This window comes from Methylobacterium amylolyticum, from assembly GCF_030700245.1.
In the GTDB taxonomy this organism is placed as follows: domain Bacteria; phylum Pseudomonadota; class Alphaproteobacteria; order Rhizobiales; family Beijerinckiaceae; genus Methylobacterium.
This window is the reverse complement of the sequence record NZ_JAUYZI010000006.1, coordinates 111321-123936: the sequence shown is the minus strand read 5'-3', so window position 1 is coordinate 123936 and position 12616 is coordinate 111321. Positions and strand designations below refer to the sequence as shown.

Sequence of the window (12616 nt, the reverse complement as noted above, 5' to 3'; positions counted from 1 at the left end):
ACGGTGCCATGGCGCGACTCGGCAAGATCCTCCTCGACGGCGCGGCGCTCGCCCTCGTCGGCGTCGCCCTGGGCGCCGCGGTCTCCGGCTACGTCGGCAACATGCCCGATCCGGCGCCCGTCCTCGCCGGGCAGCCGGTGATCTGGGACGACCCCGCGGTCACGGGATCGATCGCGCCGCCGTCCGGGGCCCCGTCCGGGTCCACCTCCGCCGAGACGGCGTCGGGGGCCGGGGACGGGCGGGCCTGGATCGATCCGCCCCGCCGCAGGGCCCGGCCGGCCGCGCGCGGCGACGGCTGAGCGGGGCCCGGCATCCGCCGCGCGGCCGGTGCCGTCCCCGCGCGGGGAGACGCCGCGATCCCGGCAACGGACCGTTAACCACGTGCGCGAATCCTGGCCGCGTCATCCGAGCGGCGAGGCAAGCATGGCGTCTGCACCCACCCGACCGATCACGGCCACCCTGGCGAAGTACCCGATCCCGATCGGGTTGATCTCGGCGCTCTACCGCGCCGACGCGGACGAGTTCGACAGGATGGTCGCGGCGATGCCCGAGTACGGGCGGGCGCGGGTGGCGGCCTACTGCGCCGAGAACGCGCGGCTCCAGCCGCTGGGCCTGAAGGTGGCCCGCACCTGCGAGGAGGCGGCGCTGATCCGCGCGGCCGGCGCGGCGGTCGGCGCCAGCCTGTTCACCCGCTCGCGGGTCGAGGCCGCCACGGCCCATTGAGCTTCCCGCCGCCCGAGGTTTTTCAACAGCACCGGAGGTTATCGGCGCGGATAGCCCTTGATTCCGGCGATACTATCCTGATGTACGGAGTGCGGCCGCCGCATTCGCGGACGTGTCGCCCCCATCAGGTGAAAGTAGAATGACGGAAGACACGATCGGCCAGGGACGGGACTACATCGAGCTCGCGGGCGACATCGTTGCGGCCTACGTGTCGAACAACCCGGTGCCGGCATCTGAGCTGCCGGCGCTGATCGCCAGCGTGCACGCGGCGATCCGCGGGCTCGGCGCGGGCGCCACCGCCGCGGCACCCGCCGAGGCCGAGATCGAGAAGCCGACCCCGGCGCAGATCCGCAAGTCGATCCAGCAGGACGGCATCGTCAGCTTCCTCGACGGCCGGGCCTACAAGACGCTCAAGCGCCACCTGACCAGCCACGGCCTGACCCCGGACGGCTACCGCGCCCGCTACGGGCTGCCGGCCGACTACCCGATGGTGGCCCCGGCCTACAGCCAGGCGCGCTCGAACCTCGCCAAGGCGATCGGTCTGGGCCAGCCCGGCGCCATGGCCGAGCGCGAAACCCGCGGCGAGGGCATCGGGGACGGCAAGGGCGAGACCGACGGCGAGCCCAGGGGACGCCGCAAGGCCGCCTGACCCGCGCCGCGGCGCCGACGGCACGCCGCCGGTCACAGACGGCGGCGGCTGAAAGGCATAACGGCGCCGCTTGCCCCCGCGCCCGACCGGCGCGCCGTTGACAGCGGGGCTTGAGCGGATATCGAAGCGGGCGAACGACAAGGATCGGCGCGTCGACGCGGATCCGAGGAAACGCCGGGCCCCTTCCCCGCGGCCCGCAACCGGAAGGCCGCCCCATGCTCCTGTCCCGCCGCCGCCTGCTGTCCGCCGGCTCGACGGCCGTCCTCGCCGGGGCGATCGGTGCCCCGCACGTCGCCCGGGCCCAGAAGGCCGAGTTCACCTACAAATACGCCAACAACCTGCCCGACACGCACCCGATGAACATCCGGGCGCGGGAGATGGCCGAGGCCCTGCGCACCGAGAGCGGCGGCCGGTTCGACCTCAAGGTCTTCCCGTCGAGCCAGCTCGGCTCCGACACCGACACCCTGAGCCAGCTCCGCGCGGGCGGCGTCGAGTTCTTCACGCTCTCGCCGCTGATCCTCTCGACGCTCGTGCCCAACGCCTCGATCAACGGCATCGGCTACGCCTTCCCGGACTACGACAAGGTCTGGGCGGCGATGGACGGGGAACTCGGCGCCTGGGTGCGGGGCCACATCGCCAAGGTCAACCTCGTGGCGATGGACAAGATCTGGGACAACGGCTACCGCCAGACCACCTCCTCCACCCGGCCGATCGCGAACCCCGACGACTTCAAGGGCTTCAAGATCCGCGTCCCCCCGTCGCCGCTCTGGACCTCGATGTTCAAGGCGTTCGACGCCGCGCCGACCTCGATCAACTTCAACGAGGTGTACTCCTCGCTCCAGACCAAGATCGTCGAGGGGCAGGAGAACCCGCTGGCGGTGATCGCCACGGCGAAGTTCAACGAGGTGCAGAAGTACTGCTCGCTCACCAACCACATGTGGGACGGCTACTGGTTCCTGGCCAACCGCCGCGCCTGGGAGCGCATCCCGGAGGACCTGCGCACGATGGTCGCCCGGCACATCAACGACGCCGGCATGAAGGAGCGTGCGGACGTCGAGAAGCTCAACGCCAGCCTCCAGGGCGACCTGACCAAGGGCGGCATGACCTTCAACAAGCCGGACCCGGCCCCCTTCCGCGACAAGCTGCGCAAGGCCGGCTTCTACACCGAGTGGAAGGGCCGCTACGGCGACGAGGGCTGGTCGATCCTCGAGAAGTACTGCGGGAAGCTGTCCTGATGCGGACGGGGGCGCGGCAGGGCTTGGCGCGGCAGGGTTTGCGGCGATGAGCGCGGCCCTCGCGCCCCGGGGCGGGGTCGCCCCCTGCTCGCGGCGGGTGATGAACCTCGCCTACTTCCTGCGCCGCTCGGCCGGCCGGCTGCGCGACGCGGTCGGCCTCGTGTGGGGCGAGAAGACCTGGACCTGGGGCGAGATCGACGCCCGGGTCGACGCGATGGCCGCAGCCCTCGGCGCGCGCGGCGTCGCCAAGGGCGACCGGGTGCTGGTGCAGGCCCGCAACGGCAACCAGATGTTCGAGTCGATGTTCGCCTGCTTCCGGCTCGGCGCGGTCTGGGTGCCGGCCAATTTCCGGCAGACGCCCGCCGAGGTCGCCTACCTCGCCAAGGCGAGCCATGCCTCGGCGCTGATCTGCGGCTCGGTGTTTCCCGACCACGCCGCCGCGATCCGCGCGGCCGTGCCCGACCTGCGGGTCGTGGTGGAGATCGGCGGCACGCGCTTCGGCGAGGATTACGACGCCCTCGTCGCCGACCATGCCGGTCAGGCCGCGCCGACCGCGGCGGTCGAGCACGACGACCCGTGCTGGTTCTTCTTCACCTCCGGCACCACCGGGCGGCCGAAGGCGGCGGTGCTCACACACGGCCAGATGGCCTTCGTGGTCACCAACCACCTCTGCGACCTGATGCCGGGCACCACCGAGGCCGACGCCTCCCTGGTGGTGGCGCCGCTCTCGCACGGGGCCGGCATCCACCAGCTCACGCAGGTGGCGGCCGGCGCCAAGACGGTGCTGACCGCGGGCGAGCGGCTGGACCCGGAGGAGGCCTGGGCGCTGGTCGCGCGCTGGCGGGTCGCCAACATGTTCACGGTGCCGACCATCGTGAAGCTGCTCGTCGAGCACCCGGCGGTCGACCGCCACGACCGGTCGAGCCTGCGCCACGTGATCTACGCCGGCGCGCCGATGTACCGCGAGGACCAGAAGCGGGCGCTCCACGCGCTCGGGCCGGTGCTGGTGCAGTATTTCGGTCTGGGCGAGGTGACGGGCAACATCACCGTCCTGCCGCCGCGCCTGCACGCGGCCGAGGACGGCGCGGGCGTCAAGGTCGGCACCTGCGGCTTCGAGCGCACCGGCATGCAGGTGGAGATCCAGGACACGCAGGGCCGGGCGCTGCCGGCGGGTGAGACCGGCGAGATCTGCGTGTGCGGCCCGGCGGTGTTCGCGGGCTACTACGACAACCCGGAGGCCAACGCGGCGGCGTTCCGCGACGGCTGGTTCCGCACCGGCGACCTCGGCCATCTCGACGCCGAGGGCTTCCTGTTCATCACCGGCCGCGCCTCGGACATGTACATCTCCGGCGGCTCGAACGTGTACCCGCGCGAGACCGAGGAGAAGCTCCTCAAGCACCCGGACATCGCGGAAGCCGCGATCCTCGGCGTGCCGGACCCGGCCTGGGGCGAGGTCGGCGTCGCCGTCTGCGTGCGCCGCCCCGGCGCCACCGTGGCGGAGGCCGAGCTGATCGCGTGGCTCGCGGCGGAGGTCGCCCGCTACAAGCTGCCGAAGCGGGTGTTCTTCTGGGACGAGCTGCCGAAATCCGGCTACGGCAAGATCACCAAGCGGGCGATCCGCGAGGGGCTGGAGGCCCGGGGCAGCCTGCCGCTGTAGCCGGCGGGCCGGCAAGCCCGGGTTTCGAAAGGGCGAGCCCTTTCGCGGGTGCAGGGCGCGAGCCCTGCGAGCAGGCTCAGGGCTCTGCCCTGAGAACCCGCCGAAGGGCCGAGGGCCCTTCGGGATCCCGTTGTTTCAGCCCCGGAAGGCCGCCTCCATCTCCCGCCGGAAGCGGATCGCCTCGTTGCCGTCGTCGAACTGCACGTCCGCCCAGCGCACCGGCTGGCCGGCGGCGACGGGGCCGGTGAGCGTCAGCCCGTGGGCGAGGCCGATCGGCAGGCCGCCGGCCCGGAGCGAGGCGGCGGCCGGCATCAGCCGGCCGTAGACCATGAAGCCGCCCTCCCCGTCGAGGCGCTCGCCGGGCTTGAGGTCGCGCTTGGCGGTGGCGACCACGTCGCCGCTGAAGGTCCGGGTGGTGCCGGTCGGCTCAGCCCGGACCATGATGCTCGCCACCGAGATCCCGAGCTCCAGCCCGATCAGGTGGTAGGGCTTGTACATGGCGCTGTAGCGCCCGCTCGAATCCGTCTTCAGCCCGTACTGCTTGAAGCAGTCCCGCACGTAGGACGAGGGCGCCTCGAAGACCGCGTAGACGCCCCAGCGCAGGTCGCGGAACACGGGCCGCCCGTCCCGCTCGATCGAGGAGACCACCTCCACCGTGCCCTTGCGCGCGAGCTGGCCGCCGTCGGCGCGCGGCCGCAGCACGTCGGGCAGGTCGTCGACCCCGCAGGCCGGGAACAGCAGGCCCTCGTCGGCGGGCTGGAGGTCGCAGGCATTGGCGACGGCCGCCATCTCCAGCGCCGACTTGGTGCCGTCGAGGAAGGAGTTGAACATCTGCGGGTTGAAGTCGCCGCCGGCCACCTGCTCCTCGGTGAAGCCGTAATGGCCCCAGACCGTGTCCGGGGTCGAGGCGTGGTAGATCGGCAGGTACTTCGTGCCCTTGCCGGCGCAGACCACCTCGAAGCCGGCCGTGCGCGCCCAGTCGACGATCTCGGCGATCAGCGCCGGCTGGTCGCCGTAGGCGAAGGAGTAGAGGATCCCGGCCTCGGCCGCCCGCCGGGCGAGCAGCGGGCCGGCCAGCGCGTCGGCCTCGACGTTGACCATCACCACGTGCTTGGCGTGGCGGCAGGCGAGCAGCGCGTGGCGGATGCCGGCGCCGGGGTGGCCTGTGGCCTCGACGATCACGTCGATCCCGTCGGCGGCGATCAGCGCCTCCGCATCCTCGGTGACGAAGGTCGTGCCCTTGGCGAAGGCGTCCGCCAGCGAGGCGGCCCGCGCCCGCTCCGGCTCCCAGCCGACCCGCTCGCACGAGGCCCGGGCCCGCTCGACGTTCAGGTCGGCGATGCCGGCCACGTGCAGGCCGCGGGTGCGCGGCGCCTGCGACAGGAACATCGAGCCGAACTTGCCGGCACCGATCACGCCGACGCGGACGGGCTTGCCGGCCTCGGCCAGGGCGGCGAGTTTGAGGGACAGGCTCAACCGGCTACTCCTTCACGGCGCCCGTGAGCGCGGAGACGTAGTACTCGACGAAGAACGAGTACAGGATCACGAGGGGCAGCGACCCGAGCAGGGCGCCGGCCATCAGCGAGCCCCAGCGGTAGATGTCGCCGTCCACGAACTCGCTCACCACGGCGATCGGCACGGTCTTGTTCTGCGTCGAGGACAGGAACGTGAGCGCGTAGATGAACTCGTTCCAGCACAGGGTCAGCGAGAAGATGCCGGCCGAGATCAGCCCCGGGAAGGCGAGCGGCAGGATGATCTTGACGAGGATCTGCCAGCGGCTGGCGCCGTCCATCAGCGCGCACTCCTCCAGCTCGTAGGGGATGGTCTTGAAGTAGCCCATCAGCAGCCAGGTGGAGAACGGGATCAGGATGGTCGGGTAGGCGAGGATCAGCGACAGGGGCGAGTCGTACAGCCCGTAGGCCTGGATGATGGTGGCGAGCGGGATGAACAGGATCGAGGGCGGCACGAGGTAGGCGAGGAAGATCGCCGCCCCGACCCAGCTCGCGCCGCGGTAGCGCACCCGCACGCAGGCGTAGGCGGCGAGCACGCTGGCGAACAGCGACAGGGCGGTGGCCGCCACCGAGACGTACATCGTGTTCCACAGCCAGCGCGGGTACTGGGTCTCGAACAGCAGCTTCTGAATGTGCTTGAGGGTCGGCGACACCACGAAGAACGGGTTGTACCGCTCCATGTCGATCAACTGCTCGTCCGGTTTGATGGCGGTGAGCGCCATCCAGTAGAACGGGAACAGCAGCACCGCGAGGATGACGAGCAGCGGCAGGTAGACCGTCACGATCCGCCGCGGCAGCTTGTCGAGGTAGGCCATGCCCTCCGAGTTGTCGGTGAGCGGGGCGGGCGCGACGGTGGCCGCGCTCAGGGTCGGGTCCGCGTGTGCGGGCGGGGACGGGGCTCTCATCGGTCGTCTCCCCCGCTCTGCCACGCCCGCCGTTGCAGGCCGAACCACGAGATGCCGATGGCGGCCAGAAGGAACGGCACCATCGCCGTGGCGATCGCCGCGCCCTCCCCCAGCGAGCCCGACAGGATGCCGCGCTGGTAGGACAGGGTCGCCATCAGGTGCGTCGCGTTCACCGGCCCGCCGCGGGTCATCGCCCAGATGAGCTGGAAGTCGGTGAAGGTGAACAGCACCGAGAAGGTCATCACCACCGCGATGATCGGCGTCAGCAGCGGCAGGGTGATCTTGTAGAAGATCTGCCAGGGCGAGGCGCCGTCGATGGTCGCGGCCTCGTACAGGGAGGGCGACACGGTCTGGAGCCCGGCGAGCAGGGTGATGGCGATGAACGGCACCCCGCGCCAGATGTTGGCGAAGATCACGCAGGCGCGGGCCATGTCCGGTCGCCCCAGGAAATCGATGTTGCCGTCGATGATCCCCAGGTGGCGCAGCGACCACGAGATGATCGAGAACTGGCTGTCGAAGATCCACCAGAACGCGATCGCCGACAGCACGGTCGGGACCACGAACGGGATCAGCACGATCGAGCGCACCAGCGACTTGAACGGGATGTGCTTGTTCAGGAGCAGCGCGAGGTACAGGCCGACGCCGAACTTCACCACCGAGGCGATCGCCGTGTAGAGGCAGGTGTTGAACACCGACAGCCAGAACACGTCGTCGTCCCAGAGCCACTCGTAGTTCTCCAGGCCGATGAACACCCCCGCGCGGCCGATCTTGGCGTTGGTGAACGACAGCCAGATGCCCTTGAGCAGCGGGTAGGCGAGGAACAGGCCGAGGATCAGCGCGGTCGGCAGCATGAACCAGAAGCCGGCCCAGCCGCGGGTCGCGCGCAGGCGCTCCCAGGCGGTGCGGCCCGAGGCCGGTGCGGGACGGTCGTGTGTGAGGGCGGCGTCCGCCATGCTGTCGCCTCCGTGGGGAGCGGGCCGCGGGCGCGTGGCGCCCGCGGCGGCGGATCAGGCGTTGCGGAAGATGCGCTGGGCCGCGCGCTCGGCGTTGCGCATCGCCCCCTTCACGTCGTCGCGGCCGGTGCAGTAGCTCGCGAACATGTCGACGACCACGAAGTCGGCGAGCGCGGCGGCGGTCTTCTCGGTGACCGGGGCGAGGCCGCCGGCCGCGAGCGAGCGCGCGCCGGCCTCGGCGAAGACCGCGTTCTTCGGGTCCATCGTCCAGACCGGGTTCTTCGGGTAGTTCTTCATCGGCTCGCACAGGTAGCCCTGCGCCGCCTCCAACCAGGGATTGTAGTTGGCCGCGTCCATCATGAACGCGATGAACGCCTTACAGGCGTTGGGCGCCTTGGTGTAGGTGTAGGCCAGGATCGGGAAGGCGAGCTGGAACTCGGTCGGCTTGCCGACCGGGCCGATCGGCCACAGCGCGTGGTCCATGTCCTCGGCGATCTTCGGGTTCTCTCTCTTGGCCGCGGCGTAGATCGAGATGCCGTTGTTGGTCAGGTACAATTCGCCCGACAGGAACGCCTTGTTGTTGGACGAGTCATTCCACGAGACGGTGCCGGGGATGAAGGTCTCGTAGAGCGCCTTCACGTACTCGAGCGCCTTGGCCGTCTCGGGCGAGTTGATGATGATCTTCTCGTTGGCGTCCACGAGGTAGCCGCCGTGCGACCACAGGGCCCAGTGGCACCAGGAGTTGCCGTCGCCGGTGGCGTGGCCGAGCGCGAAGCCGGCCGGGGTGTTGTTCTTCTTGAGGCCGCGGCACAGTTCGAGGAAGCCGGCGGTGTCGGTGGGGAACTTGTCGAACCCGGCCTTCTTCATCGCCGAGATCCGGTAGTTCGGATAGCCGCCGTTGAAGGCCACGGGGATGGCGATCCACTTGCCCTTCACCTTGCCGTAGGCTTCGGCCGAGGGATACCAGGGGCCGTACTTCTTGCCGAGGGACTCGGCCACGTCGGCCATCGGCAGGCACTTGTCGGGGAACAGGGCCGGGAACGAGTACAGGCCCCAGACCATGTCCGGGCCCTGGCCGGTGTTGGCGGCCACCGACGCCTTGGGCTGGATGTCGTCGAACGACTCGTTGGTGACCGTCATCTTGACGCCGGTCGCCTTCGAGAAGGCGTCCACGAGCCGCATGAACGCCTCGTCCTCCGAGGGCACGAAGCGCTTCCAGCGCAGCAGCGACAGGTTCGCGCCCGGCTCCGGCTTCCAGGCGCTCTCCTGTGCCCAGGCCCGGGCGAAGCCCAGCAGGTCGCCGCCGGCGGCGAGCCCCGTCGCGGCGGCGCCCGCGAGGAGGGAACGGCGATCGAGAACGGTCATCGTGTCGGCTCTCCCTAGATCATGTCCCGGTTGGTCGCACCGGTCGTTCTGTCCGCGGGGGCCTTGCCCGGCCCCTCTCGTCTCGCGCCCGGCCTGGGTCCCGGGCCCGGGCAGCCCCGATCGGGGCTCGAGGTCCCGTCAGGCTTCCAGGCGCCGGCCCGTATCCGCGTCGAAGAAGTGCACGAGGCTCGGGCGCAGGGACACGGTCTCGCCGGGCTTCTCGCGCACGCGCTCGCGCAGCACGCAGGTCAGCTCCTGGCCCCCGGCCCGCACCGCGAGCAGGGTCTCCGAACCGGTCGGCTCCACCACCGCCACCTCGGCGGGGATGCCATCGGGCGCGACCGCGAAGTGCTCCGGCCGCACCCCGAGGATCAGCTTCTTGCCCTCGACGTTCGGGGGGACGGCGTCGAGCGGGATCGTGAGCCCGGATTCGGAGGCGAAGGTCAGGCGGCCGTTGGCCTTCACCGTGCCGGGGATGAAGTTCATCGCCGGCGAGCCGATGAAGCCCGCCACGAACAGGTTGTCGGGGTGGTCGTAGAGCTGGAGCGGCGGCCCGACCTGCTCGATGACGCCGTCGTGCATCACCACGATCTTGTCGGCCATGGTCATGGCCTCGATCTGGTCGTGGGTGACGTAGATCGTCGTGGTCTTCAGCCGCTGGTGCAGCTCCTTGATCTCGGTGCGCATCGCCACGCGCAGCTTGGCGTCGAGGTTCGACAGCGGCTCGTCGAACAGGAACACCTGCGGGTCGCGCACGATCGCCCGGCCCATCGCCACGCGCTGGCGCTGGCCGCCGGAGAGCTGGCGGGGGTAGCGGTCGAGGAGCTGGCTCAGCCCCAGGATCTTGGCCGCGCGGTTCACGCGCTCGTCGATCTCGGACTGCTTCGCCTTCCGGATCTTCATCGAGAAGGCCATGTTGTCCCGCACGCTCATGTGCGGGTAGAGCGCGTAGTTCTGGAACACCATGGCGATGTCCCGCTCCTTGGGCGGGACGTCGTTGACCACGCGGTCGTCGATGCGGATCTCGCCGCCGGAGATGTTCTCCAGCCCGGCGATCATGCGCAGCAGGGTCGATTTCCCGCAGCCCGAGGGCCCGACGAGGATCACGAATTCCCCGTCCCGGATATCGACCGACACCCCGTGCAGGATGGTCGTCGACCCGAACGCCTTGCGCACCTCGCGGATGCCCACCGAGGCCATACCCGTCCCTCCCATCGGGTCAGCTCTGCCGGCCGCTCCCGCGCTTTGAATACAAATCGACCGGCGGCCGGAAAGCAAGCGCCTCCCGGCCATCCTCCGCAGGGATCTGGCCGCCTGTCAGGCCACCAGCTCGGGAAACGGCACGATCGTCGACTTCACCGTCCGCATCGCCATCGCGTCGGCGACCGCGTTGGCGACCCCCTCCTCGGTGAACGGGTAGACGGTCTGCATGTCGAGCCAGGGATACTTGTCCCGGGCGCGGTAGAGCATGTCGACGCCGAGCGGCAGGTCGTTGCCGGTGAACGCCCAGGAGCCCAGCACGTTGAGATCCTTGGAGCAGATCCGGTGCCAGGAGGTCTCGATCTTCCCCGCATCCGTGAACTGGCCCATCTCCACGTAGGTGCCGCCGTCGCGCAGGAACTCGATGCCCTCCGGGCCGGCGCTCGGGTGGCCGGAGCAGTCCATCACGAGGTCGGCGCCGAACCCGCCGACGATCTCGCGCACCCGGGCGATCCGGTCCTCGGGGGTCGTCACCTGCGTGATGTCCACCGTCGCCTCGGCGCCGAAGCGGCGCGCGAGGGCGAGGCGCGGCTCCTCGGGGGCGCCGACGCAGATCACCCGGCCCGCGCCCATCTCGCGGGCGGCGGCCACCGCCAGGATGCCGATCGGCCCCGAGCCCTGGATGACGACGGTGTCGCCCCACTTGAAGCCGCCGGCCCGCACCGCCCGGTTGAAGGCGCGGATGCAGGAGGTCAGCGGCTCGGAGAGCGCGCCGAGGCGCAGGGACATGTCGTCGGGCAGCTTGTAGACCTTGGTGCCCGGCAGCATGTCGAGATCGACGTAGACGTACTCCGCCCAGCCGCCCCACAGGTGCGGCGCCTTCTCGAAGCCGAGATAGCGCCCGTAATAGACCGGGGTCAGGCACTTGTTGGCCTGCTCGGGGTAGTGGACGCAGTAGTAGCAGTGCCCGCACGGCATCAGCGGCGGGATCATCACCTTCGAGCCGATGTCGAGCGGCTTCTCCATGAAGTCGCAGGTGAAGCGCGCGCCCTTCTCGACGATGACGCCGCCGATCTCGTGGCCCAGCGTGAACGGCCACGGCAGGGGCTTGGGCCAGTGGCCCTTCAGGATGTGCTGATCGGTGCCGCAGACGCCGCAGGCGCCGATCTGGATCAGCGCGGCGTTGTCCGGGACCTTCGGCCAGGGCACGCTCTCGATGCGGGGCGCCGCGCCGGGCCCGCTGAAGGTGGCCACGCGGATGTCGGGCTTGGTCATCGCTTCCCTCCCAGGCGCCGCGGCGCGGCCCTTCTGGCGGGGCCGGCCCTCGTTCGTGCAACCATTCGTAGAGTCGTTTCGCGCCGGGGGAACCGGGCGCGCCGCCGAAAACCGCGACGCGCGGGCGAACTTGAAGCCGGTTCGGCGAGGCTGTCTCGGCGAGGCTGTCAGGCCGCGATGAAGGGGGGCGGCGCCCCGGTCCGGTCGGCGTGGAAGGCCGCGAGCCGCTGCACCGCCTTCTCCTGCGAGGAGACGAGGTGGGCGGCGAGCGCCGCCCCGGCCGTCGCGGCGTCGCCCGCCCGGACGGCGCGCAGCACCGCGAGGTGCTCGTCCATGAACGGGTCGATGCCGGGGCGGCCCGGCAGCGCGTCCTGGATGTGCTTGCCGACGACGAGCAGGCGCCGGGTCCGGCGCAGGGCCTCGGCCATCTCCGTGTTCGGGCTGTGGCCGAGGCAGGCGACGTGCAGGTCGGTCTCCAGCCGGTCGAGGGCGGTGATGTCGAGGGCGGGGATCGCGCGCGCCGCCTCGATCAGGCGCGCCTCCATCGCCGCGATCTCGGCCTCGGGGATGCGTCCGACCGCGGCGCGCAGCAGCGGCGGTTCGAGGGCGATGCGCAGCTCGTAGAGATGGTCGATCCGGGCGCGGTCGAGGGGCACCACCTGCCAGGGGGCGTTGCCGTCCTTGGCGAGGATCCCGACGCCCTGGGCGCGCACCAGCAGGTTGCGCGCCACGGTGCGCCCGACGCCGAGATGGCGGGCGAGCGCCAACTCGTTCACCCGCGGCCGCCCGAACAGCGAGGCCAGGATGATGTCGCGCTCGACCCGGTAGTACAGGGCCGTCCAGCCGTCGTCGCGGGCCTCCGCCGGGGCGCCGAGCCCGAGCAGGTCCGGCGTGACGGCGATGCGCCGGTCGGCCTCCGCGGCGCCGACCACCACGCCGCGGCCGCCGAAGCGGCGCACCAGCCCCTCGCTTTCAAGCGCCGCGAACGCCTGCTTCACCGGCGAGCGGCTCGCGCCGAACAGGACCGCCAGCGCGCTCTCGACGAGGACGGCCCCGGCCGGCAGCCGCCCGTCCCGAATCGCCCCGCGCAGGGCGTCGCCGATCAGCGCGTAGGCGGGGCGCGGGCGCTCCAGCATCGGCGTC

12 protein-coding genes are annotated in these 12616 nt (G+C 70.9%); 5 read left to right on the top strand and 7 right to left on the bottom strand.

Annotated features, from left to right (window positions below; genetic code table 11):
* Nucleotides 1-8: 8 nt before the first annotated feature.
* The 5 genes from Q8W71_RS06745 to Q8W71_RS06725 all read left to right on the top strand — a co-directional run bounded on the left by Q8W71_RS06745 (nucleotide 9) and on the right by Q8W71_RS06725 (nucleotide 4264).
* Nucleotides 9-299: a hypothetical protein gene (locus Q8W71_RS06745; RefSeq protein WP_305524567.1), complete on the top strand. Its 291-nt coding sequence runs from the start codon at nucleotides 9-11 to the stop codon at nucleotides 297-299.
* A 124-nt stretch (nucleotides 300-423) separates the two neighbouring features.
* A complete protein-coding gene (locus Q8W71_RS06740) occupies nucleotides 424-723 on the top strand; it encodes a hypothetical protein (RefSeq protein WP_305524566.1) in 300 nt (99 codons plus the stop codon).
* 139 nt (nucleotides 724-862) lie between these two features.
* Nucleotides 863-1372 (top strand): Ros/MucR family transcriptional regulator, encoded by a 510-nt coding sequence (locus tag Q8W71_RS06735; protein WP_305524565.1) that lies wholly within the window; start codon nucleotides 863-865, stop codon nucleotides 1370-1372.
* Between the two features lie 215 nt (nucleotides 1373-1587).
* Nucleotides 1588-2607 (top strand): TRAP transporter substrate-binding protein, encoded by a 1020-nt coding sequence (locus Q8W71_RS06730; RefSeq protein WP_305524564.1) that lies wholly within the window; start codon nucleotides 1588-1590, stop codon nucleotides 2605-2607.
* 46 nt (nucleotides 2608-2653) lie between these two features.
* On the top strand, nucleotides 2654-4264 hold the full coding sequence (locus tag Q8W71_RS06725; RefSeq protein WP_305524563.1) for an acyl-CoA synthetase: 1611 nt from the start codon (nucleotides 2654-2656) through the stop codon (nucleotides 4262-4264).
* A 135-nt stretch (nucleotides 4265-4399) separates the two neighbouring features.
* Here Q8W71_RS06725 and Q8W71_RS06720 read toward each other — a convergent pair whose 3' ends face one another.
* From Q8W71_RS06720 to Q8W71_RS06690, 7 genes are all read right to left on the bottom strand, one after another.
* On the bottom strand, nucleotides 4400-5740 hold the full coding sequence (locus tag Q8W71_RS06720; RefSeq protein ID WP_305524562.1) for an NAD(P)H-dependent oxidoreductase: 1341 nt from the start codon (nucleotides 5738-5740) through the stop codon (nucleotides 4400-4402).
* A gap of 4 nt (nucleotides 5741-5744) precedes the next feature.
* Nucleotides 5745-6590, bottom strand: coding sequence for a carbohydrate ABC transporter permease (locus Q8W71_RS06715; protein WP_370875354.1), 846 nt, complete (start codon nucleotides 6588-6590; stop codon nucleotides 5745-5747).
* An 86-nt stretch (nucleotides 6591-6676) separates the two neighbouring features.
* Nucleotides 6677-7633 (bottom strand): carbohydrate ABC transporter permease, encoded by a 957-nt coding sequence (locus Q8W71_RS06710; protein WP_305524560.1) that lies wholly within the window; start codon nucleotides 7631-7633, stop codon nucleotides 6677-6679.
* Between the two features lie 54 nt (nucleotides 7634-7687).
* The gene (locus Q8W71_RS06705) at nucleotides 7688-8998 is read right to left on the bottom strand and encodes an ABC transporter substrate-binding protein (protein ID WP_305524559.1); all 1311 of its coding nucleotides are present in this window, start codon (nucleotides 8996-8998) and stop codon (nucleotides 7688-7690) included.
* A 138-nt stretch (nucleotides 8999-9136) separates the two neighbouring features.
* Complete coding sequence (locus Q8W71_RS06700; RefSeq protein WP_305524558.1) at nucleotides 9137-10198, bottom strand: ABC transporter ATP-binding protein; 1062 nt, start codon at nucleotides 10196-10198, stop codon at nucleotides 9137-9139.
* A gap of 117 nt (nucleotides 10199-10315) precedes the next feature.
* The gene (locus Q8W71_RS06695; protein ID WP_305524557.1) at nucleotides 10316-11473 is read right to left on the bottom strand and encodes a zinc-binding dehydrogenase; all 1158 of its coding nucleotides are present in this window, start codon (nucleotides 11471-11473) and stop codon (nucleotides 10316-10318) included.
* A 167-nt stretch (nucleotides 11474-11640) separates the two neighbouring features.
* Entirely contained in the window at nucleotides 11641-12609 is a 969-nt protein-coding gene (locus Q8W71_RS06690; RefSeq protein ID WP_305524556.1) for a GntR family transcriptional regulator, read from the bottom strand.
* Nucleotides 12610-12616 lie beyond the last annotated feature (7 nt).

Excerpts from the sequence above, each read along its gene's own strand:
- Q8W71_RS06745 (WP_305524567.1), top strand. The coding sequence starts at position 9 with ATGGCGCGACTCGGCAAGATCCTCCTCGACGGCGCGGCGCTCGCCCTC.
- Q8W71_RS06740 (WP_305524566.1), top strand. The coding sequence starts at position 424 with ATGGCGTCTGCACCCACCCGACCGATCACGGCCACCCTGGCGAAGTAC.
- Q8W71_RS06735 (WP_305524565.1), top strand. The coding sequence starts at position 863 with ATGACGGAAGACACGATCGGCCAGGGACGGGACTACATCGAGCTCGCG.
- Q8W71_RS06730 (WP_305524564.1), top strand. The coding sequence starts at position 1,588 with ATGCTCCTGTCCCGCCGCCGCCTGCTGTCCGCCGGCTCGACGGCCGTC.
- Q8W71_RS06725 (WP_305524563.1), top strand. The coding sequence starts at position 2,654 with ATGAGCGCGGCCCTCGCGCCCCGGGGCGGGGTCGCCCCCTGCTCGCGG.
- Q8W71_RS06715 (WP_370875354.1), bottom strand. The coding sequence starts at position 6,590 with ATGGCCTACCTCGACAAGCTGCCGCGGCGGATCGTGACGGTCTACCTG.
- Q8W71_RS06710 (WP_305524560.1), bottom strand. The coding sequence starts at position 7,633 with ATGGCGGACGCCGCCCTCACACACGACCGTCCCGCACCGGCCTCGGGC.
- Q8W71_RS06705 (WP_305524559.1), bottom strand. The coding sequence starts at position 8,998 with ATGACCGTTCTCGATCGCCGTTCCCTCCTCGCGGGCGCCGCCGCGACG.
- Q8W71_RS06700 (WP_305524558.1), bottom strand. The coding sequence starts at position 10,198 with ATGGCCTCGGTGGGCATCCGCGAGGTGCGCAAGGCGTTCGGGTCGACG.
- Q8W71_RS06695 (WP_305524557.1), bottom strand. The coding sequence starts at position 11,473 with ATGACCAAGCCCGACATCCGCGTGGCCACCTTCAGCGGGCCCGGCGCG.
- Q8W71_RS06690 (WP_305524556.1), bottom strand. The coding sequence starts at position 12,609 with ATGCTGGAGCGCCCGCGCCCCGCCTACGCGCTGATCGGCGACGCCCTG.